The sequence below is a fragment of the Cellulosimicrobium sp. EB106-03-01-XG111 genome, from assembly GCF_058792115.1.
This window is the reverse complement of the sequence record NZ_JBYTEQ010000011.1, coordinates 1-21,377: the sequence shown is the minus strand read 5'-3', so window position 1 is coordinate 21,377 and position 21,377 is coordinate 1. Positions and strand designations below refer to the sequence as shown.

Below are 21,377 nucleotides of genomic sequence, written 5' to 3'. Positions count from 1 at the left end.
ATTTGGCATCGTCGGCAGCGTCAGATGGGGAGAAGAGACAGCCCTCCGACACGTGTCGGAGGGGCCACTTCTCACGTCTCGCCCGGCGGCGTGGGCCGTCGGGGGCGCGTCAGCCCTCGAAGGGCTTCGCGGCGGTGATCTTCACGGCGATCTCGTTGCCGTTCGGAGCGGTGTAGCTGGTCTCGTCGCCGACGGTCTTGCCGTCGATCGCGGCACCGAGCGGGGACGTCGGCGAGTACACGTCGAGGTCCGTCGTGCCGGCGATCTCGCGCGAGCCGAGGAGGAACGTCATCTCGTCGCCCGCGACGACGGCCGTGACGACCATGCCGGCCTCGACCTTGCCGTCGTCCGGCGGCGTGCCGATGCGCACGTTGCGCAGCTTCTCGGTGAGCTCGCGGATGCGGGCCTCGTTCTTGGCCTGCTCCTCGCGGGCGGCGTGGTAGCCGCCGTTCTCCTTGAGGTCGCCCTCGTCACGGGCGGCGGCGATGCGCTCCGCGATCTCGGTGCGGCCCTCGCCGGACAGGTGGGCGAGCTCGGCCTGCAGCCTGTCGTGCGCCTCCTGGGTCAGCCAGGTGACGGTGGTGTCGGTCACGGTTCGCTCCTTCCTTTCCATGGTTCGACGGTCGCGCCGGGCACGGCCGTGCAGGGACGGGCAGCCGGGGCGCGTGCTCACGCGAGCGCCTGCCTGCCCGGGTCGGTGACGCTGCCCGGGTGGCAGCGCGGAGGACTGGTTCCCGCCGGACCGCCGGGTCGCCCGGTGGTCGGTCGCCTGTCACGAGCGCCGGCCGCGGGCCGCACGCGGTCGGGTGCGGGAATCCCTCAGGATAGCAAAGCACGAGGTGCCGACGGCGCGGGCGAGGGCGGTGCGGCGGTGCGAGGGCCGAGCGGCGCAGCGGCAGGGCCGCACGACAGCCGGGCGGCTCAGGGAGCCGGGCGGCAGGACTGGACGATCCCCGTCGTGGCGAGCTCCGACGTCGCGACGCTCACGGTGTAGCGGGACTCCGTGACCTCGACGGGGCCGACCGTGACGTCGACCGTGCCGACCTGCGCATAGCTCTCCGCGAGCGCGTCGAGGGTGCACGTCGCCGTCGTCCCGGGGTCCATGTACACCTCGAACGTGACGTCCACCCGCTCCGGGCTGACGACGGTGTACCCGAAGTCCTTGAAGCGCACGGGTTCGTTCGCGTAGCGCATCCCGATGACGAACGTGATCGCGAGCCCGACGACCGCGACGAGCACGATCCCGACGACGGCCAGGCGCCGACGCCGCTCGGTGGGCTCGGGCCCGTACCGGCCCGCCGGGGGGCGCAGGGGCGTGCTCGGGCTCGGCTGCGGGGCGGTGGTCTCGTTCGTCATGGTGCGGTCCCGTGGTCGGTGCCGCCGCGCCCCGGTCGCTGCCCTGCGGCGTGCCGGCGGTGACCGGCGGTTCGTCAGGTGTGGGCGCGGTGGTGGATCATGTCCTCGACCCATCTTCGCAGAGCCCCGGCCCTCGTCGTGCACCCACGGCGTCCCGTGCCGCGTCCCAGGCCGCGCGAGGAGACGTACGACGCACCCGGGAGGACCAGTGGCCGAACCCGCGGCCGGATCGACCACCCACCGCGAGCAGCCGGAGACGCTCCGTCTCCTGGCCGTGCACGCCCACCCCGACGACGAGTCCAGCAAGGGCGCCGCGACGACGGCGCGCTACGCGGCCGAGGGCGTGGACGTGCTCGTCGCCACGTGCACCGGGGGAGAGCGCGGCGACATCCTCAACCCGAGCTTCGGCGAGGGTCCGGCGGACATCGAGGGCATGCGCGCCCTGCGCCGCGTCGAGATGGCCGCCGCGGCGCGCGCGCTCGGCGTCCGGCAGCAGTGGCTCGGGTTCGTCGACTCGGGACTGCCCGAGGGTGACCCGCTGCCGCCGCTGCCCGAGGGCTCGTTCGGCCTCGTGCCGCTCGAGGAGGCGGCCGCGCCGCTGGTCGAGCTCGTGCGCGAGTTCCGCCCGCACGTCGTCACGACGTACGACCCGTCGGGCGGCTACCCGCACCCGGACCACGTCATGTGCCACCGCGTCGCGTTCGAGGCGTTCCACGCCGCGGGCGACCCGGAGCGCTACCGCCGGGAGGGCGGCGCGGCGCCCTGGTCGCCGCTGAAGCTGTACTACAACCACGACTTCTCGATGAACCGCATCCGCACGCTCCACGAGGCGATGCAGGGCGCGGGCCTGGAGTCGCCGTTCGGCGACTGGGTCGAGTCGCGGTCCGCGCGGGAGATCCCCGAGCGCGAGGTCACGACGCGCGTCCACGTGGCGCGCTACTACGCCCAGCGCGACGCCGCGCTCATCGCGCACGCGTCGCAGATCGACCCGGACGGCTTCTTCTTCGCGATCCCGCGCGACCTCGAGGTCGACGTGTGGCCGTTCGAGGAGTTCGAGCTCGCGGAGTCGCGCGTCCCGACGGACCTGCCGGAGGACGACCTGTTCGCGGGCGTGCGGGAGCTCGTCGCGGGCGAGGAGGTGGCCTCGTGAGCGCGGCACCCTTCCTCGACGTGCCGATGCTCGCGGGCGGCCCGGGCTGGGCGGCCGACGTCGTCGCGGAGACGGCGACGCCGAGCCCGTCGGACGACCCGCTGCGCGAGGACCTCGACCCGAACGACGTGTCGCCCGGTCTCGTCGGGTTCCTCGCGATCTTCGCCGTGGCGGTCGCGACCGTGGCCCTGTTCTTCGGGCTCTCGCGCCAGCTCCGGCGGATGCGGCACAACGCCGACGCGCAGGGGATCGGCCCGGACGGCCCGGTCGGCGCGACCACCCCGGAGACCTCCGCAGGCGCCGGTCCGGACGGCGCCACGCCGGGCGGCTCCGCGCCGGGCGGCGCCGGTCCGGACGGTGCCGCGTCCGACGGCTCCACGCCCGACGGCTCCACGCCGGACGGGCGCGGCCCGGCCGGCAGCGGCCCGGAGCGGCAGGACTGACCGTGGCGACGGGCGCCCGCGTCACGATCGGGCAGCTCGAGGTCTCGGCCGACCACGCCGCGAACCTCGTGACGGTCGGTGCCGCGTTCCGCGAGGCGGGGCGTGTGAGCGCCGACCTGCTCGTGCTGCCGGAGTACGCCGCGGCGTTCGACCCGCGCGGCACCGGCGCCGAGCACGCCGAGCCTCTCGACGGGCCGTTCGTCGGCACGCTGCGCCGGCTCGCCCGCGAGCACGGCGTGGCGGTCGTGGCGGGGACCCTCGTGCCGGGCAGCGCCCCCGGCCGGGCGGTCAACGTCGTCGTGGCGGTGGACACCGCGGGCGAGCTGGTGGGCACGTACCGCAAGGTGCACCTCTACGACGCCTTCGGTCACCGCGAGTCGGACCGGCTCGACGCGGGCGACCCGGCCGCACCGCCGCTCGTCCTGCGGGTCGGCGACCTGACGTTCGGCGTCATGACCTGCTACGACCTGCGCTTCCCGGAGAGCGCGCGGCGCCTCGTGGACGCGGGCGCCGACGTGCTCGTGGTGCCGGCCGCGTGGGCGGCGGGCGAGCTCAAGGCGGACCAGTGGCGCACCCTCGCGCGGGCTCGCGCGATCGAGAACACCGCCGTCGTGCTCGCCGTCGGGCAGGCGGGCCGGGGCGTGACCGGGCGTTCCCTGCTCGTCGGCCCCGACGGCCAGGTGGGCCTGGAGCTCGGCGAGCGCGCGGAGCTGCGCAGCGCGGACCTCGACCCGGCCGCGCTGGCCGCGGTGCGCGAGCGCAACCCGTCGCTCGCGAACCGGCGCTACGTCGTCGTCCCGAAGGACTGAGCCCGCGCCCGGGAGGGCGCTCAGCGCGCGGCGAGCGCCGCGAGGAGGATCGCGGCGTAGTGGCACCCGTAGCCGACGACCGTGAGCACGTGGAAGATCTCGTGGAAGCCGAACCAGCGCGGGCTGGGGTTGGGCTTCTTGATGCCGTAGACGACGGCGCCCAGCGTGTAGGCGAGGCCGCCGACCGCGACGAGCCAGACGATCGCGGGGCCGTTCGTCGTCGTCCAGAACTGGGGCATGTAGCCCACCGCGACCCACCCGAGCGCGACGTAGATGGGCACGTACACCCACCGCGGGGCGTCGAGCCACAAGATCCGGGCGAGGAGGCCGAGCAGGGCCCCGCTCCACACGATCACGAGCAGGATCGTCGCGGTCCGCTGGGGGAGCAGGAGCACGGCGAGGGGCGTGTAGGTGCCCGCGATGATGAGGAAGATGTTCGAGTGGTCGGCGCGGCGGAGCACGCCCGCGACGCGGGGCGACCACGTGCCGCGGTGGTACACGGCGCTCGTGCCGAACAGGAGGCACGCGCTGAGGCCGAAGACCGCGGTCGCGACCTTGCCGGCGACGGGCGGCGCGACGACGACGAGGACGATGCTCGCGACGAGCGCGAGGGGGAACGTCCCGGCGTGGATCCAGCCGCGCAGGCGTGGCTTGACGACCTCGGCGACCTTCGCGACCGCGTCGCCCACGTTCTCGCGGACGGAGTCGAGCGCGTCGGTGCCGGGTGCGTGCGCCGGGCCCGGGTGGGCGGGCGGCACGCTCGGGGTGCGGTCGCGGTCGGTCGGTCGGTCCACGACGTCTCCTCGGGGTGATGAGTCCGGGCACGGAAAGGGCGGTGCAGGGGCGCCCGCACCAACCTACGCCATCGTAAGTTACGGCAACGTAGGTTTGCGCCCTGCGCTCCCCGTCCGGTGTGAAGATCCTGGGCAGGGGCGCGCGGACCGGTCCCGGCCCGCCGGACCGGGCACGGACGAGCGGTAGCGTGTGCGGGTTCGGCCCGAGCGCCCCGCACCGGGGCGCGCCCGCCGGGCGTCCCCGTCCGCCCATCGCCGAGGAACCAGCGTGCGCCTGCCCCGCCCCGTCTACGGACTCTACGAGCGTCGCCTCGCGGCGACCCTCTCGCGCGAGAGCGTCCCGCGCCACGTGGGGGTCATCCTCGACGGCAACCGGCGGTGGGCGCGCTCGTTCGGGGAGTCGACGGCGACCGGCCACCGCCGGGGCGCCGACAAGATCACGGAGTTCCTGGGCTGGAGCGAGGACCTCGGCGTCGAGGTCGTCACGCTGTGGATGCTCTCGACCGACAACCTGTCGCGGTCGCAGGAGGAGCTGTCGGCGCTGCTCGACATCATCGAGGACGCCGTGCGCGACCTCGCCGAGACGGGCCGCTGGCGCCTGCGGGTCATGGGTCGGCTCGACCTCCTGCCCGAGCGGCTCACGGCGGCGCTGCGCGACGCGCAGCAGCGCACGGCCGCCGTCGACGGGCTCCAGGTCAACGTCGCGATCGGCTACGGCGGGCGCCACGAGATCGCCGACGCCGTGCGGTCGTACCTGCGCGAGCAGGCCGCCGCGGGCGCGCGCCTGCAGGACCTCGCGGAGAACCTCGACGTCGAGCACATCGAGGAGCACCTCTACACCAAGGGCCAGCCGGACCCGGAGCTCGTCATCCGCACGTCGGGCGAGCAGCGCCTCGGCGGCTTCCTGCTCTGGCAGAGCGCGCACTCGGAGTTCTACTTCTGCGAGGCGTACTGGCCCGACTTCCGTCGCGTCGACTACCTGCGCGCGCTGCGCGCGTACTCGCAGCGCGAACGCCGGCTCGGCCGCTGACCGGTCGCCCGGCGGGTAGGGTCGATGCGAACGCATCGAACGCATCGACCGAGCCGTCCGGGGGCGACATGACGCAGCACCACGCCGACGACGCGGGCCCCGAGCCGGGCCCCGGGAGCGCGCGCCTCGCCGTCGAGACGTGGGAGTCCCTCTTCCGGGCCCAGGTCGCGGTCATGAGACGGCTGCAGTCCGACCCGGTCTGGGACGGCCTGACCCTGCGCGAGTACGACGTGCTGTTCTCGCTGACGAAGGGCCCCGAGGACGGGATGCGGCTGCGCGACCTCAACGCGTACATCCTGCTCAGCCAGCCGTCGCTGAGCCGCATGGTGGACCGGCTCGCGGCGCGCGGCCTCGTCGAGCGGGCGACCCCGCCCGACGACGCGCGGGGCACGCTCGTCCGCCTCACCCCGGCGGGCCGGGACCTCCAGCGCACGACCGGCCGCGCGCACGCCCGCGCCATCGCGACGTACGTGGGCGGCGCGCTCGACGACGACGACCTCGCGACGCTCGGCGTGCTCCTCGAGCGGCTGCGCGCGGCCCAGCCGGACATCCCGGACGCCGTGCCGGGACGGGACGCGGGCACCCCGGGCGACTGAGTCCTCGCCTCTCGCCTCCCGCCCCGCACGCCGGGCGCGCACGCCGCGCGCTGTGGCGCGGAACACGTCCGGTCCGTCCCCTCCGCTGCGGGCCGTCGCGCGTCGGCCTGCCTAGGATGCGAGCGTGTCCTCAACGCCGAGCACCACCCCGAACCCCGTCCCCGGGCCCCGCGCCGACGGCCCGCTGCGCGTCGTCGTCGCACCCGACTCGTTCAAGGGCAGCCTCAGCGCCGCCGACGTCGCGCGCGCCGTCGCGACGGGCGTGCGCAGCGTCGTCCCCGACGCGGAGGTCGTCGAGCTCCCCATGGCCGACGGCGGCGAGGGCACGCTCGAGGCCCTGCTCGCCGTGTGGGGCGTCCCGGCCCGGGAGGTCTCCACGGTCGACGCGATCGGCCGTCCCCGCGCCGCGCGGTACGGGGTCTCGGCCGACGGCCGCCTGGGCGTCGTCGAGCTCGCCGAGGCGAGCGGGCTGCCGCAGGTGAGCGACGTCGCGCTCCAGCCCCTGCACGCGCACACCCGCGGCACGGGCGCCGCGGCGGCCGCGGTGCTCGACGCGGGCGTCGACGAGGTGATCGTGTGCCTCGGCGGCTCGGCGTCCACCGACGGCGGCGCGGGCATCCTCACCGGCCTCGGCGCGCGGCTCCTCGACGCCGACGGCGTGCCCGTGCCCGACGGCGGGGAGGGCCTCGCGCGGGTCGCACGGCTCGACCTGGCCGGCCTGCACCCGCGGGCGCGCGAGGTCCGCTGGCGCCTCGCGGTCGACGTCACCAACCCGCTGCACGGCGAGCGGGGCGCGGCGCACGTGTTCGGGCCGCAGAAGGGGGCCCAGCCGGCGGACGTCGCGTTCCTCGACGACGCGCTGCGGCGCTGGGCGGGAGTCCTCGTGCAGGAGACCGGCGTCGACGTGGCGGAGCTCGCCGGCGCGGGAGCCGCGGGCGGCGTGCCCGCCGGCATGGTCGGCGTCCTCGGCGCCGAGCTCGAGCCGGGCGCGCGCCTCGTCGCCGAGGCGATCGGGCTGCCCGCCGCGGTCCTCGCGGCCGACCTCGTCGTCACGGGCGAGGGGTCGTTCGACTCGCAGTCCGTCAACGGGAAGGTCGCGGACGCGATGGGCGCCCTCGCGGCACAGACGCCGCACCGCCCGCCGGTCGTCGTGCTCGCGGGGCGGGTGCTGCTGCCCGCCCACCAGGCGCGCGAGGCCGGGATCGCCGCGGCGTTCAGCATCGCCCCCGGGCCCATCGCGCTCGACGAGCTGCTCGACCGCACGGCGTCCCGCCTCGTCGACCTCGCCGCGTCCGTCACGAGCCTGCACGTGGCGTCGCGGCGCTGACCACCGACCGCCCCGGGCCGACTCCCCGGGGTGGTGCCGCTCTCAGCGCTTCGGCCAGCTCCAGGCGGGCTGGTCGAGCAGCCCCTCGCGGCCCGCGACCGTCGTCTCGCCGGACGGCGACCGCACGAGCTCGACCTCGACGAGCTCGTCCGCGCCCGGCAGGTCCGCCGGGACCGCACGAGCTCGACCTCGACGAGCTCGTCCGCGCCCGGCAGGTCCGCCGGGCCCGACGCGGCCGCGTCGCGCAACGCCTCGACGAGCGGCGGCGCGTGCGTGACGACCACGACCTGCGTCTCGCGACCCGCGGCGTGCACGAGCGCCCCGAGCGCGGGCAGGAGATCGGGGTGCAGGCTCGTCTCCGGCTCGTTGAGCACGAGGAGCTCGGGCGGGCGTGGCGAGAGCAGCGCCGCGACGAGGAACAGGTAGCGCAGCGTCCCGTCGCTGAGCTCGGCACCGGTGAGCGGCCGGAGCAGCCCGTCCTGGTGGAAGGCGACCTCGAACCGGCCGTCGTCGGCGTGCACCGCGAGCCGGCTGCCCGGGAAGGCGCGGGCGACGGCGTCGTCGAGCTCGTCCCCGCGCCCCAGGTCGCGCACCGTCTCCAGCGCCGCGGCGAGGTCCGCGCCGTCGTGCGCGAGGACGGGCGTGCGGGTGCCGAGCTGCGGCGAGCGCGCCGGGGCGTCGGCGTCGGTGCGCAGCTGGTCGTAGAAGCGCCACGACCGCAGTCGCTCGCGCACCGCGACGACCTCGGGTGCGCCCACCGGGTCGACGAGCTCGGTGAGCACACTGTCGAAGGGGCGCAGGCGCGCGGGTGAGGACTGCCAGCGGCCCGCGTCGTCGCGCACGCGGACGGCCGGCCCGCGCCGCTCGACCTGGAGCGTCGCGGGGCGCGGGACCGGCCCCGACCAGACGGTCTCGACCTTGATCTCCGGGTCGAGGGCGAACGCCGACCCCGGGTGCTGCGGCAGGCCGAGGTCCACCGCGTAGCCCAGGTCGTCCGGGGTGGCCCCTGCGAAGCCGAGGCGCAGCGCGACGGGCGCCGTGCGGCGCGTGCCCTGCACCGCGCCGCCCCCGCGCGCGGCCCGGCCGCCCTGCTCGGGCCCGGCCCAGAGCGTCGACCGCAGCCCGCCCTCGCGGGCCACCGCCCCGACGGCGCCGCCGAGCGCGCACCCGGACAGCAGGCGCAGCGCGCGGTACAGGCTCGACTTGCCCGTCCCGTTCGCCCCGGTCACGACCATGAGCCGCCCGAGCGGCAGCACGAGGCTCCGCAGCGAGCGGTAGCCCTCCACCGCGATCGTCGCGAGCATCGGTCACCTCCCGCGCGGCACGCTACGCGCCGGGTCCCACGCGGCTGCCCGGGGGACCCGGCGCGGTCCGCGACGAGGCGGCGGTGCGCGCCGCGCGGCGGGGTCAGTCGGTGATCGCGAAGGCGTCGATCTCGACGAGCATCTCCTCGCGGGGCAGGCCCGTGAACACCGTGGTGCGGCTGGGGAGCACGCCCTTCGTGGTGTGCTGCGCGACGAACGCGCCGTACGCGTCGTTCATGACCGGGAAGTCCTCGCGCTTCGTGAGGTAGACGCGCAGCATGACGACGTCGTCGAACGTGGCGCCGGACGCCTCGACGATGGCGCGCACGTTCTCGAGCGTGCGCGTGGTCTGCGCGGCGACGTCGCCGGGGTAGAGGTACTCGTTCGTCGCCGGGTCGACGGGGCCCTGGCCCGAGACCTGGACGAACGGTCCCTTGCGCACGCCCTGGTGGAACGTGTGCGCGGGGGCCGGGGCGTCGGGGGTGGAGATCGCGGTCTTCTCGGTGGTCATGCGGGTCCTCTCGGGGTGTCTGGGTGTCTGGGTGCCTGGGTGTCGTGCGGGGTCGGGGTGGGTCAGAGGTCGATCGTCGCGAGGTCCACGACCTCGTCCCCGCGCACGACGGCGGCGACGCGCCACCGGTCGAACGTCGTGCAGGGGTGGGAGATGCCGAAGCCGACGACGTCGCCCGGGCGGACCTGGGCGGTCGCGGGGCCGGTGGTCGCCTCGCCCGCGTCGAGCGCGAGGTAGAGGTGCTGGTCGTTGAGCGCGGTGACGCGCGTCCCGGCGAGCTCGCGCGGGGCGAGCCAGCCGTCGTCGGACTGCGAGCGCAGCCAGAGCGCGACGGGCAGGTCGATGTCGAACGAGACGTCGCGGCGTCCGACGCCGCAGATCGCGAGCCCGGGCTCGGGGACCGAGAGCACCTGCCCCCAGACGGTCGCGGCGCCGCGCAGCGGCTCGACGCCGGGGAGGCGGCCCCAGGGGTCCGTGCGCGAGTAGAAGCCGTGGTCGTGCGTGACGTACGCGCCCGAGCGCACGACGACGCGGACCTCGACCTCGCGCCCGTCCGGGCCGGGGACGGGGCCGGGCAGCCCGGCGAGCACGACGTCGAGGAACGAGCTGCCGCCCGCCGACAGCACGAGCGGCTCGTCCACGCCCCCGAGACCCTCGCGCACGAACGCGGTGCCGAGCATGCGCAGGTCCTCGCACCAGGCGGCGACGGCGCCGAGCTCGTCGGCGCTCGTGCCGCCCGCGACCGAGCCCTCGTACCCGGTCGCGCCGAGCAGGCGCAGGCCCGACGCGCGGACCGCGCGTGCGAGGTCGAGCGCCGCGGCGGTGCTGCGGACGCCGGTGCGCCCGCCGGGGACGCCGAGCTCGACGAGGACCCCGAGGCGCGCGCGGACGGCGGCCGGGGCGTCGGCGAACCCGCGGGCGAGCAGGTCGACGCCGTGCGGGGAGTCGACGCACAGCCACACCTCGCCGTCGTCGCCCGCGGCCTCGGCGTGCGCCAGGTCGTCGCGCAGCCACCCGATCTCGCGCGGGTCGAGCAGCTCGTTGGCCAGGAGCACGCGCGGCACGCCCCAGTCGCGGACGGTGCGCAGCTGCGACGGCGTCGCGACCGTCGCGCCCCACGCCCCGGCCGCGGCCTGGCGCGCGTAGAGGGCGCGCGACATCGTCGTCTTCACGTGCGGCGCGTGCTCGACCCCGCGCTCGGCGCACACGCGCGCGACGGTGCGGACGTTGTGGTCGAGCGTCGCGTCGTCGAGCGTGAGCAGCGGCCAGGAGAACGCGCCGTCGGTGACGCGCGGCGAGCCCGCGAGCACGTCCCCGACGGTGGTCTCCGCCGGGAGCCGCAGCCCCTTGGTCCGGGGCCCGACGACGTCGCGCGCCCAGGGGCGGTCGGGTGCGGGGCGCGCGGCGTCGTGCGTCGTGCCGGTCATGGGGTCCTCCTCGGGGACGGGGCTCTCGTGCTGGACGGGGGCAGGGCGCGGGTCACGCCGCCGGTGCGCCCGGACGCAGCGGGCGGCCCGGGAGCGCGTCGGTGAGCGCGCCGTCGCGCAGGACGCGCACGCCCGCGACCAGCACGTCGTCCACGCCCGACGCCGGGCGGCGCGGGTCCTCGTACGTCGCCTCGTCGCGCACGCGGTCGGGGTCGACGAGCGCGAGGTCCGCGACCGCCCCCGGGACGACCGCGCCGCGCCCGGCGAGCCCGAAGCGCGCGGCGGGCCGCGCGGACAGGTGCGTGACGGCGTCGTGCCACGTCCAGTCCCCGAGCGTACGCACGTGCTGGGCGAGGAAGCGCGCGAACGCGCCCCACCCGCGCGGGTGGGGGCGGCCGCCGCCCCCGACCGGCGCGTAGATCGCGTCGGACCCGCCGACGTGCGCGGGGTGGCGCAGCAGGGCGCGGACGGACTCCGGGGAGTTCGTGGGCGGCTGGGCGAACACGCACGACGCGCGCAGGCGCGTCGCGACGAGCAGCCGCACCGCGGTCTCGGCGGGGGACAGCCCCAGGCGCGCCGCGACGTCGGGCAGCGTCCTGCCCTCGGTCCACGACAGGTCCTCGACCGGGCCCGGCGGGGCCCCGGCGGCGGGGCCGGTCGGGACCGCGGCCATCGTCACGCGCGGCCACAGGTCGGCCAGGTGCGGGAAGTGCTCGCGGTGCAGGCGCTCGAGCACCGCGGGGTCGGCGAGCGCCGCGACGGTCGCGTTGACGTCCGCGATGGGGAGCCACGTCGGGAGCGAGACCATCGACAGGATCGAGCAGCCGCGCAGGTACGGGTAGGAGTCGAACGTGACGTCCAGACCCTCGGCGTGCGCGTCGTCGACGTACCCCAGCAGCTCCGCGGCCGGGCCGTGGTAGTGCGAGACGTGGGTCGCGACCCCGGACGCGCGTGCGACGCGCACGAGCTCGGCGAACGCCGGCCCGGCCCGGTCCTCGTAGCCGCGCATGTGCGACACGTGAGGAAGTCCTCGCGCCGCGAGCACGCGCGCGAGCGCGACGAGCTCGGTCTCGTCGGCGTACGTCGCGGGGACGTACTCCAGGCCGGTCGACAGGCCGAGCGCGCCGTCGTCGAGCGCGGACGCGAGCAGCGCGAGCATGCGGTCCGTCTCGGCGGTCGTCGCGGGGCGCGCGGCGGCGCCGAGCACCGCGTAGCGGAGCGTGCCGTGCGGGGCGAGGTAGCCCACGTTGACGCGCGTCGTGCCGTCGTACGTGGCGAGGAGGTCGCCGACGGACCCGCCGCGGAACGTCGGGTGCTCGCCGTTGATCGCCGCGAAGTACCCGCTCGCCCAGGCGGCGGCGTCGTGCAGGCCCGACGCCGCGGGCCCGCCGTCGGTGTCCGGGCGCGGCGAGGGCGCGTAGGACACGCCGTCCTGCCCGACGACGATGCTCGTGACGCCCTGGCGCAGCATCGCGAGCTGCACGTCGTCGTCGAGCACGGCCGCCTCGCCGTGCACGTGCGCGTCGACGAACCCGGGCAGCAGCAGCCTGCCGTCCGCGTCGAGCACGTCGACCCCGGCCGGAGCGGTCGCCGCGGCCGGTGCGACGCCCTCGACCCGGCCCGCGCGGACGGTGACGTCGACGGGGGCGGAGGGGCCGCCGTCGGGCAGGACGAGGCGCGCGCCGCGCACCACGAGGGCGCTCATGCCGGGCCCCCCGTGTCCTCGTCGCGACCCTCGACCCAGCCGCCGACGCCGCGCAGGCCGCCCGCGGCGAGCTCCTCGGCGCGGTCGCGCGGCCAGCCCGCGACCCCGGGCCGGGTCTGCCACGGGTGCGGCCCGTCGAGCGGCCGGTACTCCACCCCGGCCGCGTCGAGGCGCGGCAGGTGGTGCGCGACGAGGCGCTCGCGGAACGCGCGCGCCGCGGGGGACCCGGGGGATCGGTCGGCCTCGGGGGACCACATGACCTCGGCGAACGCCGCGAGGCGCGGGAACGCGGCGTAGTCGACGCGGCGCGCGGAGTCGAGGTGCTCGGACCAGAGCTCCGCCTGCCCGCCGAGCAGCGCGCCGGGCGCGGGAGCGGTGGCGGGACCGGCTGCCGTACCGGCCGCGGCGCCCGCGAGCTCGGCCGGCAGGGGCTCGAACGCGTACACGTCGTCGAGCGTGGTGAGGAACCCGACCGGAACGGGCTCGTCCGGGGTGTCGCCGCCGCGGTGGTCGAGGTACACGACCTGCTCGGGGGCCATGACGACGTCGTGGCCCGCCGCGAGCGCGTCCGCGCCCACGGCCCAGCCCCGCCACGACGTCACGACGACGTCGCGCGGGAGCGCGGGGCCGAAGGCCTCGTCCCACACGACCGCCCGGCGCCCGCGGGACGCGACGTGCTCGGCGAGCCGCGCGAGGAACCAGCCGTGCAGCCCCCCGACGTCGTCGAGCCCGAGCGACTGCGCGCGCGCGACGATCGCGGGGTTCTCGCGCCACAGCGTGGTGGGCACCTCGTCGCCGCCGATCGCGACGAACGGCGCGTCGAAGATCTCCAGCACCTCGTCGAGCACGTGCTCGAAGAACGTCAGCGACTCCTCCGACGGGTCGAGCACCTCGGTGCTCACGCCCCACGTGGTGCGGACCTCGTGCGGCCGCTTGCGCGTGCCGAGCTCCGGGTACGCGGCGACCGCCGCCTCCACGTGCCCGGGCGCGTCGATCTCCGGGACGACGGTGACGCCGCGCTCGCGCGCGTACGCGACGATCTCGCGCAGGTCGTCCTGCGTGTAGAAGCCGCCGTGCGGACGGCCGTCGGCGACGCCGGCGCGCCAGGTGCCGAGCCCCGACTCGCGCCGCCACGCCCCCACCTCGGTGAGCCGGGGGTAGCGCGCGATCTCGACGCGCCACCCCTGGTCGTCGGTGAGGTGGAGCTGGAGCACGTTGAGCCGGTGCGCCGCGGCGAGGTCGACGAACCGCAGGACGTCGGCCTTCGGCAGGAAGTGGCGCGCGACGTCGAGCAGGACGCCGCGCCACGCGAACCGGGGGTGGTCGGTGATCGCGACGTGGGGGAGCGCGAGCGTCGCGCGGCCGCTCGCGCCGGGCGCGGCGGGCGCGGCGGGCGCGCGACGGAACGCGGCGGGGCCGGCGAGCTGGCGCAGGGTCTGGGCGGCGGCGTGCGCGCCGTCGAGGTCGGCCGCACCGACCCGCACGCCGTCCTCGTCGACGGCGAGGCGGTAGCCCGACGGCGGGAGGTCGCCGTCGAGCGCGAAGACCACGGACGGGGTGCCGTCGGCGGGCACGGTGCCCGGAGGGGCGGGCATCAGGTCGAGGCCGAACGCGTCCTCGGTGACGCGCCGCCACCTGCGCGCCGCCGGGTGCAGGGCGGGGTCCGCGACGACGGACGTCCCGTCCGCGACGACGGTCGTCCCGGCGCCGGGCTCGAGCGTCACCGGGGCAGGGAGGATCCCGGCGGGGTCCGTCGTGGACGAGGTGGGCACCTTTTGGAAGGACACCGAACGAGCCTAGCGGGCCCGCGCGGTGCGCTCCTACCCGGCTGTGGACGGGCCGACGACGCTGCCGCAAGCGTGCGTTCGTGCCTGGGAAGATCACGCAAGCCGCTTGCAGTCGGACGTATAGTCGACGGCATGTCGAGACGTCTGGCGGAGGTCGCCACCAAGGTCGGTGTCAGCGAGGCCACCGTGAGCCGCGTGCTCAACGGGAAGCCCGGCGTCTCCCAGGCGACGCGGGACGCGGTGCTCACGGCGCTCGACGTGCTCGGCTACGAGCGGCCCACCAAGCTGCGCGGGGAGCGCGGCCGCCTCGTGGGGCTCGTGCTCCCGGAGCTCGTCAACCCCATCTTCCCGGCGTTCGCCGAGGTCATCGGGGGCGCGCTCGCACAGCAGGGGTTCACCCCGGTGCTGTGCACCCGTACGGCGGGCGGCGTGACGGAGGCCGAGTACATCGACCTGCTCCTCGGCCAGCACGTCTCCGGCGTGATCTTCGCGGGCGGCTTCTACGCCGAGCGCCAGGCCGACCACGCGCACTTCCGCCGGCTCGAGAAGCTGGGGCTCCCGGTCGTCCTCATGAACGCCTCCGTCGAGGACCTCGACTTCCCGCGCGTCTCGTGCGACGACCTCGTCGCGATGAACCAGGCGCTCGGCCACGTGCTGTCCCTCGGCCACGAGAGGGTCGGCCTGCTCCTCGGCCCCGCCGACCACGTGCCGTCCGAGCGCAAGCTCGCCGCCGCGCAGGCCTTCGCCGCGCGGCACGGCCACGCGCTGGACCCGGCGCTCGTCGTGCACAGCCAGTACTCGCTCGAGAGCGGTCAGGCCGCCGCGAACCGGCTCCTCGAGGCCGGTGCGACGGCGATCGTGTGCGCGAGCGACCCCCTCGCGCTGGGTGCGGTCCGCGCCGTGCGTCGCGCGGGGCTCGACGTGCCCGCCGACGTCTCGGTCGTCGGCTACGACGACTCGAACCTCATGAACTCGACGGACCCGGCGCTGACGACGGTGCGGCAGCCCATCGAGCCGATGGGCCGCGCGGCCGTCGACCTGCTCGCCGGCATGATCGCGGGCGCCGACGTCTCCCGCGACGAGCTGCTCTTCGAGCCGGAGCTCGTCGTGCGCGGCTCGACGGCCGCTGCGCGCACGACGGGTCGTGACGCGACGGTCGCCTGACCGCACCCCTCTTCCTCCGGGGCCCCGGCCCGGCCGCCTCGTGCGCGCCGGACCGGGGCCTTCGTCGTCCGTCCGTGCCGTGGCCGCTGCGTCCCTCTGCCCGCCGACGGCTTCGTCGCAGTACCGACGACTCTAGATAGCGTTTCGATAACGCTGTTGTCATGTTCTTGCGCGCATGCTGTCGACTAGTTACTGTCATGCCCGACGGCGCGGTCGGCACCCGGTGCACGACGGCCGTCCCGGGAACTTCCCGGACGGCATCGAACGCCGTGCGCCGACCGACGGGGCGACCGCCCCGACCACAGGCCACGCACTCACGGAAGAGGACGCGGTGAGCAACGACCACCCCCGAGCCGCCGACGGCGCGCCCACCCCCGACGCAGCCCCTGCGGGGGCGGCACGGCCGGCGGCCTCGTCGCCCGACTGGTGGCGCAGCGCCGTGATCTACCAGGTGTACGTGCGCAGCTTCGCGGACGGGAACGGCGACGGGACGGGCGACCTCGCGGGCGTCCGCCAGCGCCTCGGCTACCTGCGCGACCTCGGCGTCGACGCGATCTGGTTCACCCCCTGGTACGTGTCCCCGCTCGCGGACGGCGGCTACGACGTCGCCGACTACCGCGCGATCGACCCGCAGTTCGGCACGCTCGGCGAGGCCGAGCAGCTCATCGCGGAGGCCCGGGAGCTCGGCATCCGCACGATCGTCGACGTCGTCCCGAACCACGTCTCGTCCGAGCACGAGTGGTTCCGGGCGGCCCTCGCGGCCGGCCCCGGGTCGCCCGAGCGCGAGCGCTTCTGGTTCCACCCGGGCCGGGGGGAGGGCGGGTCGCAGGTCCCGACGCACTGGGTCTCGGAGTTCCAGGGCGGCACGTGGACGCGCACGACGAACCCCGACGGCACGCCCGGCGAGTGGTACCTCCACGTGTTCGCGCCCGAGCAGCCCGACCTCAACTGGGACCACCCCGACGTGCGCCGCGAGCACGAGGACATCCTCCGGTTCTGGTTCGACCGGGGCGCGGCGGGCATCCGCATCGACTCGGCGGCGCAGCTCGTCAAGGACCCGGCGCTGCCCGAGGTCCCGGACCACCCCGGTCCGGGCGAGCACCCGCACGTCGACCGCGACGAGCTGCACGACATCTACCGCGGGTGGCGCGCCGTCGCCGACGCGTACGACGAGCCGCGCGTCCTCGTGGGGGAGGTCTGGCTCGCGGACCGGGAGCGGTTCGCCCGGTACCTGCGCCCCGACGAGATGCACACGGCGTTCAACTTCGACTTCATGGCCCGCCCGTGGGACGCGAAGGCCCTGCGGGAGTCGGTCCAGACCACGCTCGACGCGCACGCCCCGGTCGCCGCCCCGGCGACCTGGGTCCTGTCGAACCACGACGTGACCCGCCCTGTGACGCGCTACGGGCGCGAGGACAGCTCGTTCGCGTTCGCCACCAAGCGGTTCGGCACGCCGACCGACCTGGCGACCGGACGGCGTCGGGCCCGCGCGGCCGCGCTGCTCTCCGCCGCGCTGCCCGGCTCGCTGTACCTCTACCAGGGCGACGAGCTCGGCCTGCCCGAGGTGGAGGACCTCCCGCTCGACGCCATCCAGGATCCGATGCACGCGCGGTCCGGCGGCGTCGACCCGGGCCGCGACGGCTGCCGCGTCCCCCTCCCGTGGACGCGCGGCGGCACGAGCCACGGCTTCGGGCCCGACGGCGGGGCGCCGCCCTGGCTGCCCCAGCCGCACGGCTGGGGCGAGCTCTCCGTCGAGGCGCAGACCGGCGACGAGACCTCGGTGCTCACGCTCTACCGGCGCGTCCTCGCGACCCGCCGGGCCGAGCCCGCGCTCCGGGCCGGCGGGTTCCGCTGGCTCGACTCCCTCGGCGGGGTCGTGCTCGGCGACGACGTCCTCGCCTTCGTCCGCGAGGCTCCCCGCGACGGCGACGGGCGCGCGGTCGCGTGCGTCGTCAACCTCGGGCCCGACGACGTCCCGCTGCCCGCGGACGCCGAGGTCCTCCTGCGCAGCGACGCGCCCGGGAGCGCGTCCCGCGCCGACGACGCGCCGAGCCTGGCGCACCTCCCCACCGACACCGCCGTCTGGCTCTGGGCCTGACCGCGGCGACCGTCACGAGAACCCGGGCCGTGGGGCCCCGGCCCCACGACCCGCACCCGCTACCCAGCACCCAGCACCCCGTAACCCACCACCCAGCACCACCGGAACCCAGGAGCGACGATGAAGTCCACACGTCAGGCGACCGCCCTCACCCTCGCGGGGGCGCTCGCGTTCAGCACGCTCGCCGCGTGCTCGAGCGGCGGCTCGGGCAGCGACGACGAGAGCAGCGGCTCGGGCGGCGACGGGAAGGTCACCCTCAAGGTGGTGTCCCTCCTGCCGGGCTCCGAGCAGGAGGCGATCGACGCCTTCAACGCGCAGGTCGAGGAGTTCGAGGCCGCGAACCCGGACATCGACGTGCAGCCGGAGGAGTACGAGTGGAAGGCGACGACGTTCGCCCCGCAGCTCGCCGGCGGCACGCTGCCCGACGTCTTCGAGATCCCCTTCACCGACGCCAAGACGCTCGTCGAGAACGGCCAGCTCGCCGACCTCGACGAGCAGTTCCGGACCCTGCCGTACGCCGACAAGTTCAACCCGGCGATCCTCGAGGCCGGGACGGGCTCCGACGGCCACGTCTACGCGATCCCCGCGAAGAACGTGTACGGCGTGGGCCTGCACTACAACCGGGAGCTGTTCGAGTCCGCCGGTCTCGACCCCGACCAGCCGCCGACCACGTGGGACGAGGTCCGCGAGGACGCGAAGAAGATCGCGGATGCCAACCCGGGCGTCGCGGGCTACATGCAGATGTCGCAGAACAACACGGGCGGCTGGCAGCTCACCGTCAACACGTTCGCGCGCGGCGGTCGGACGCAGGAGGTCGCCGACGACGGCACCGCCACCTCGACGCTCACGAACGACGGCACCAAGGAAGCGCTCGAGTGGCTCCAGGCCATGCGCTGGGAGGACAACTCCCTCGGGAGCAACTTCCTCCTCGACTGGGGGACCATGAACCAGGCGTTCGCCGCGGGCCAGGTCGCCATGTACACGTCGGGCTCGGACGTCTTCACGTCGCTCGTCCAGACGAACGCGATCGACCCCGCCACCTACGGCCTCGCGGCGCTGCCGCTCGAGGGCGACGACGCGGGCGTCCTCACCGGCGGCACGCTCGCCGCGATGCCGGCGGACGTGGACGAGGCGAAGAAGGAGGCCGCGATCAAGTGGATCGACTTCTTCTACCTCGGCAAGCTCGTCGACGAGAAGCGCGCCGTCGCCGACGCCGAGACGCTCGTCGCGAACGACCAGCCCGTCGGCACCCCGGTCCTGCCGATGTTCTCCCCGGAGCAGTACCAGCAGAACCAGGAGTGGATCAAGGACTACATCAACGTCCCGCTCGACCAGATGACGAGCTACACGGACACGATGTTCGACCTCCCGCTCGTGGGCGAGCCGTCGCAGAAGACGCAGGAGATCTACGCCCTGCTCGACCCCGTCGTCCAGGCCGTCCTCACCGACGAGAACGCCGACGTGGACGCGCTGCTGGAGCAGGCGAACACCGAGGCGCAGACCCTGCTCGACCAGGGCTGACGCCCGTCGGGGCGCGCGGGCACCGTCCGCGCGCCCCGGCCCGCAGACCCGGGTCGGCCGGCGGCGCCCCCTGCCGGCCGACCCGCATCCCGCCGGTGCCCGACGGCGCGACGCACCTCGCGTCGTCGGGCACCTCCCACCGCACCGAAGGACGTCCGCCCGTGACCGCCACCACCGCCCCGCCGCGACGGGGACCCGCCTCGCACGCGCGGGCCGACCGCGGCGGCCGCCGCCGCAGCCCCGTGACGTGGTTCCGCGGCGGCGGCCTGAGCAACCTCGTGTTCCTGCTCCCGCTGATCCTGATCTTCGGCGTCTTCTCGTGGTTCCCGATCGTGCGCGCGGTGATCATGAGCTTCCAGGAGACGAACCTCGTGAGCGACCCGACGTTCGTCGGGCTCGACAACTTCCGCCAGGTGCTCAGCGACCCGCTCCTGGGCAAGGCCGTGCAGAACACGCTCTACTTCGCGTTCCTCGCGCTGCTGTTCGGGTACCCGATCCCGCTCGTCGCCGCGGTGCTCATGCGCGAGGTCCGCCGGGCGCGCGGGCTGTACTCCGCGCTCGCCTACCTGCCGGTCGTCGTGCCGCCGGTCGTCGCGGTGCTGCTGTGGAAGTTCTTCTACAACGGCAGCCCGACGGGCGTGTTCAACACGATCCTCGGCTGGGTCGGGCTCGGCCCGTACCCGTGGCTCCAGGACGCCTCGACGGCGATGCCCTCGCTCGTGCTCGCGGCCACGTGGGCCGGCGCGGGAGGGACGATCATCATCTACCTCGCGGCGCTCACGAGCGTGCCGCCGGAGCTCTACGACGCGTCCGAGGTCGACGGCGCCGGGCTGTGGCGCAAGATCTGGCACGTCACGCTGCCCGCGCTGCGCGGCGTCCTGTTCATCACCCTGATCCTCCAGGTGATCGGCACGGCGCAGGTCTTCCTCGAGCCCTACCTCTTCACCGGGGGCGGGCCGAACAACGCGACCCTGACGATCCTGCTGCTCATCTACCGCTACGCCTTCCAGAACAGCCTGGGCGGCGACTACGGGGCCGCGACCGCGCTGTCGATCATGCTCGCCGCCGTCCTCGCCGTCTTCTCGGTCCTCTACTTCCGGCTCACCCGGTCCTGGAGCACGTCATGACCCTCTCGCCCACCGACAACCCGAGCGAGATCGGCGTCGTCTCGCAGGACTCCGCAGCGACGGCCGAGGGCGCGCCCGCGGGCCCCCCGGACGGGACGGACGCCGCCCGCCGCGCCGCCGAGGCGAGCCGCACGCGTCGTGAGGCGGACCGCCGTCGGCTGCGCGCCCGCCGCCGGAGGGCGCTCGACGGCGTCGAGGACCGCGGCGCGCTCTCCGAGGCGGACTGGCGCCGTCCGTCCGTGCGGTGGGGCATGGGCACGACCCACGTCCTGCTGCTCGCGGTCCTCGTCGTCGCGGGCCTCGGCCCGATGCTGCTGCTCGCCAAGTACGCCGTCACGCCGACGCAGGACATCCTGCGCACGCCGATGGCGGTCTTCCCGAACGGCATCGCGTGGGACAACCTCGACAAGGCGTGGAACGACGTCCAGGTCAGCCGGTACTTCCTCAACACGATCTGGCTCGCGGTCGGGTCGTGGGCGTCGCAGATCCTCGTCGCGACGACGGGCGGCTACGCGCTGTCCGTGCTGCGCCCGCGGTACGGGAAGGTCGTGCAGGCGCTCGTGCTGTCGACGATGTTCGTCCCCGCGATCGTCCTGCTCGTCCCGCTGTACCTGACGATCCTCGATCCGCCGCTGCTGGGTCGCTCGCTCATCAACAGCTTCTGGGCCGTGTGGCTTCCCGCGGGCGCGAGCGCGTTCAACGTGCTGCTCGTCCAGCGGTTCTTCGACAGCCTCCCGCGCGAGGTGTTCGAGGCCGCGCGCATGGACGGCGCCGGGCCGTACCGGCTGTTCTGGTCGGTCGTGCTGCCGATGTCGCGACCGATCGTCGGCGTCGTCTCGGTCTTCGCGGTCATCGCGGCCTGGAAGGACTTCCTCTGGCCGCTGCTCGTGCTCAAGGACCCGGCGATCCAGCCGCTGTCCGTGCGCCTGCCGTCCATCGAGGCGTCGACCGACCTCGGCGTCTTCCTCGCGGCCCTCGCGATCTCGACCCTCATCCCCGTCGGCCTGTTCCTCGTCTTCCAGCGCATGTTCCTCCAGGGCGCCGGCCTCGGAGGAGCGGTCAAGGGCTGACCCCAGCGCTCTGCCCCCGCCCCACCCCTCCGCCCCCTCTCCGCCCCCTCTCCGCCCCCACCTCTCCGTCGAACACGGGGTTGGGGGGGGGGGGGGGGGGGGGGGGGGGGGGGGGGGGGGGGGGGGGGGGGGGGGGGGGGGGGGGGGGGGGGGGGGGG

General features: G+C 75.4%; 18 protein-coding genes and 1 pseudogene. 11 read left to right on the top strand and 8 right to left on the bottom strand.

Annotated features, from left to right (window positions below):
* Positions 1 to 109: 109 nt before the first annotated feature.
* On the bottom strand, positions 110 to 592 hold the full coding sequence (gene greA, locus AC3WT4_RS11480; RefSeq protein ID WP_021483866.1) for a transcription elongation factor GreA: 483 nt from the start codon (positions 590 to 592) through the stop codon (positions 110 to 112).
* A 329-nt stretch (positions 593 to 921) separates the two neighbouring features.
* Positions 922 to 1,356, bottom strand: a complete 435-nt coding sequence (locus AC3WT4_RS11475; protein WP_074807826.1) for a DUF4307 domain-containing protein — start codon at positions 1,354 to 1,356, stop codon at positions 922 to 924.
* 208 nt (positions 1,357 to 1,564) lie between these two features.
* Between AC3WT4_RS11475 and mca the strand changes: the two genes are divergently transcribed.
* From mca to AC3WT4_RS11460, 3 genes are read left to right on the top strand one after another with little or no spacing between them, the layout of a single operon-like run.
* Positions 1,565 to 2,506: a mycothiol conjugate amidase Mca gene (mca, locus tag AC3WT4_RS11470; protein ID WP_074807824.1), complete on the top strand. Its 942-nt coding sequence runs from the start codon at positions 1,565 to 1,567 to the stop codon at positions 2,504 to 2,506.
* Positions 2,503 to 2,949, top strand: a complete 447-nt coding sequence (locus AC3WT4_RS11465; RefSeq protein ID WP_074807821.1) for a hypothetical protein — start codon at positions 2,503 to 2,505, stop codon at positions 2,947 to 2,949. The genes mca and AC3WT4_RS11465 overlap by 4 nt, the downstream gene beginning before the upstream one ends.
* A 2-nt stretch (positions 2,950 to 2,951) precedes the next feature.
* Positions 2,952 to 3,758: a carbon-nitrogen hydrolase family protein gene (locus AC3WT4_RS11460; RefSeq protein ID WP_492315481.1), complete on the top strand. Its 807-nt coding sequence runs from the start codon at positions 2,952 to 2,954 to the stop codon at positions 3,756 to 3,758.
* Positions 3,759 to 3,778: 20 nt separating this feature from the next.
* On the opposite strand, the gene trhA is transcribed toward AC3WT4_RS11460, so the two are convergent.
* Positions 3,779 to 4,552 carry a PAQR family membrane homeostasis protein TrhA gene (gene trhA / locus AC3WT4_RS11455; RefSeq protein WP_400113363.1) on the bottom strand — a complete coding sequence of 258 codons (774 nt, stop codon included), beginning with the start codon at positions 4,550 to 4,552 and terminating at the stop codon, positions 3,779 to 3,781.
* A 268-nt stretch (positions 4,553 to 4,820) separates the two neighbouring features.
* Here trhA and AC3WT4_RS11450 point away from each other — a divergent pair, with 268 nt between their 5' ends.
* The 3 genes from AC3WT4_RS11450 to AC3WT4_RS11440 all read left to right on the top strand — a co-directional run bounded on the left by AC3WT4_RS11450 (position 4,821) and on the right by AC3WT4_RS11440 (position 7,505).
* Positions 4,821 to 5,582 (top strand): isoprenyl transferase, encoded by a 762-nt coding sequence (locus AC3WT4_RS11450; protein ID WP_043655243.1) that lies wholly within the window; start codon positions 4,821 to 4,823, stop codon positions 5,580 to 5,582.
* Positions 5,583 to 5,650: 68 nt separating this feature from the next.
* Positions 5,651 to 6,178, top strand: coding sequence for a MarR family winged helix-turn-helix transcriptional regulator (locus AC3WT4_RS11445; RefSeq protein ID WP_492315480.1), 528 nt, complete (start codon positions 5,651 to 5,653; stop codon positions 6,176 to 6,178).
* Between the two features lie 124 nt (positions 6,179 to 6,302).
* Positions 6,303 to 7,505, top strand: a complete 1,203-nt coding sequence (locus tag AC3WT4_RS11440) for a glycerate kinase (RefSeq protein WP_492315479.1) — start codon at positions 6,303 to 6,305, stop codon at positions 7,503 to 7,505.
* A 314-nt stretch (positions 7,506 to 7,819) separates the two neighbouring features.
* Here AC3WT4_RS11440 and AC3WT4_RS11435 read toward each other — a convergent pair.
* The 5 genes and pseudogenes from AC3WT4_RS11435 to AC3WT4_RS11415 form a co-directional block, all read right to left on the bottom strand.
* A pseudogene (locus AC3WT4_RS11435) lies at positions 7,820 to 8,740 on the bottom strand (AAA family ATPase); the annotation flags it as partial.
* A gap of 172 nt (positions 8,741 to 8,912) precedes the next feature.
* Positions 8,913 to 9,320: a RidA family protein gene (locus tag AC3WT4_RS11430; protein WP_492315478.1), complete on the bottom strand. Its 408-nt coding sequence runs from the start codon at positions 9,318 to 9,320 to the stop codon at positions 8,913 to 8,915.
* Positions 9,321 to 9,382: 62 nt separating this feature from the next.
* Positions 9,383 to 10,747, bottom strand: a complete 1,365-nt coding sequence (locus AC3WT4_RS11425; RefSeq protein ID WP_492315477.1) for an alanine racemase — start codon at positions 10,745 to 10,747, stop codon at positions 9,383 to 9,385.
* A gap of 52 nt (positions 10,748 to 10,799) precedes the next feature.
* The gene (locus AC3WT4_RS11420; RefSeq protein WP_492315476.1) at positions 10,800 to 12,452 is read right to left on the bottom strand and encodes an N-acyl-D-amino-acid deacylase family protein; all 1,653 of its coding nucleotides are present in this window, start codon (positions 12,450 to 12,452) and stop codon (positions 10,800 to 10,802) included.
* Positions 12,449 to 14,239, bottom strand: a complete 1,791-nt coding sequence (locus AC3WT4_RS11415; protein WP_492315475.1) for a beta-N-acetylhexosaminidase — start codon at positions 14,237 to 14,239, stop codon at positions 12,449 to 12,451. Before AC3WT4_RS11415 ends, AC3WT4_RS11420 begins: the two co-directional genes overlap by 4 nt.
* Before the next feature lie 132 nt (positions 14,240 to 14,371).
* Here AC3WT4_RS11415 and AC3WT4_RS11410 point away from each other — a divergent pair, with 132 nt between their 5' ends.
* The 5 genes from AC3WT4_RS11410 (at position 14,372) to AC3WT4_RS11390 (ending at position 21,219) form a co-directional block, all read left to right on the top strand.
* Positions 14,372 to 15,403, top strand: a complete 1,032-nt coding sequence (locus AC3WT4_RS11410; RefSeq protein WP_074807803.1) for a LacI family DNA-binding transcriptional regulator — start codon at positions 14,372 to 14,374, stop codon at positions 15,401 to 15,403.
* A 331-nt stretch (positions 15,404 to 15,734) separates the two neighbouring features.
* Positions 15,735 to 17,501 (top strand): glycoside hydrolase family 13 protein, encoded by a 1,767-nt coding sequence (locus AC3WT4_RS11405; protein ID WP_492315474.1) that lies wholly within the window; start codon positions 15,735 to 15,737, stop codon positions 17,499 to 17,501.
* Positions 17,502 to 17,621: 120 nt separating this feature from the next.
* Positions 17,622 to 19,022: an ABC transporter substrate-binding protein gene (locus tag AC3WT4_RS11400; protein ID WP_492315473.1), complete on the top strand. Its 1,401-nt coding sequence runs from the start codon at positions 17,622 to 17,624 to the stop codon at positions 19,020 to 19,022.
* A gap of 161 nt (positions 19,023 to 19,183) precedes the next feature.
* Positions 19,184 to 20,149 (top strand): carbohydrate ABC transporter permease, encoded by a 966-nt coding sequence (locus tag AC3WT4_RS11395; protein WP_286185861.1) that lies wholly within the window; start codon positions 19,184 to 19,186, stop codon positions 20,147 to 20,149.
* The gene (locus AC3WT4_RS11390) at positions 20,146 to 21,219 is read left to right on the top strand and encodes a carbohydrate ABC transporter permease (protein WP_492315472.1); all 1,074 of its coding nucleotides are present in this window, start codon (positions 20,146 to 20,148) and stop codon (positions 21,217 to 21,219) included. The genes AC3WT4_RS11395 and AC3WT4_RS11390 overlap by 4 nt, the downstream gene beginning before the upstream one ends.
* Positions 21,220 to 21,377: the final 158 nt, after the last annotated feature.

Bases quoted from the DNA above. Each gene is read 5' to 3' on its own strand.
- AC3WT4_RS11425 (WP_492315477.1), bottom strand. From the start codon at position 10,747: ATGACCGGCACGACGCACGACGCCGCGCGCCCCGCACCCGACCGCCCC.
- AC3WT4_RS11445 (WP_492315480.1), top strand. From the start codon at position 5,651: ATGACGCAGCACCACGCCGACGACGCGGGCCCCGAGCCGGGCCCCGGG.
- AC3WT4_RS11430 (WP_492315478.1), bottom strand. From the start codon at position 9,320: ATGACCACCGAGAAGACCGCGATCTCCACCCCCGACGCCCCGGCCCCC.
- AC3WT4_RS11390 (WP_492315472.1), top strand. From the start codon at position 20,146: ATGACCCTCTCGCCCACCGACAACCCGAGCGAGATCGGCGTCGTCTCG.
- AC3WT4_RS11475 (WP_074807826.1), bottom strand. From the start codon at position 1,356: ATGACGAACGAGACCACCGCCCCGCAGCCGAGCCCGAGCACGCCCCTG.
- AC3WT4_RS11410 (WP_074807803.1), top strand. From the start codon at position 14,372: ATGTCGAGACGTCTGGCGGAGGTCGCCACCAAGGTCGGTGTCAGCGAG.
- AC3WT4_RS11420 (WP_492315476.1), bottom strand. From the start codon at position 12,452: ATGAGCGCCCTCGTGGTGCGCGGCGCGCGCCTCGTCCTGCCCGACGGC.
- AC3WT4_RS11400 (WP_492315473.1), top strand. From the start codon at position 17,622: ATGAAGTCCACACGTCAGGCGACCGCCCTCACCCTCGCGGGGGCGCTC.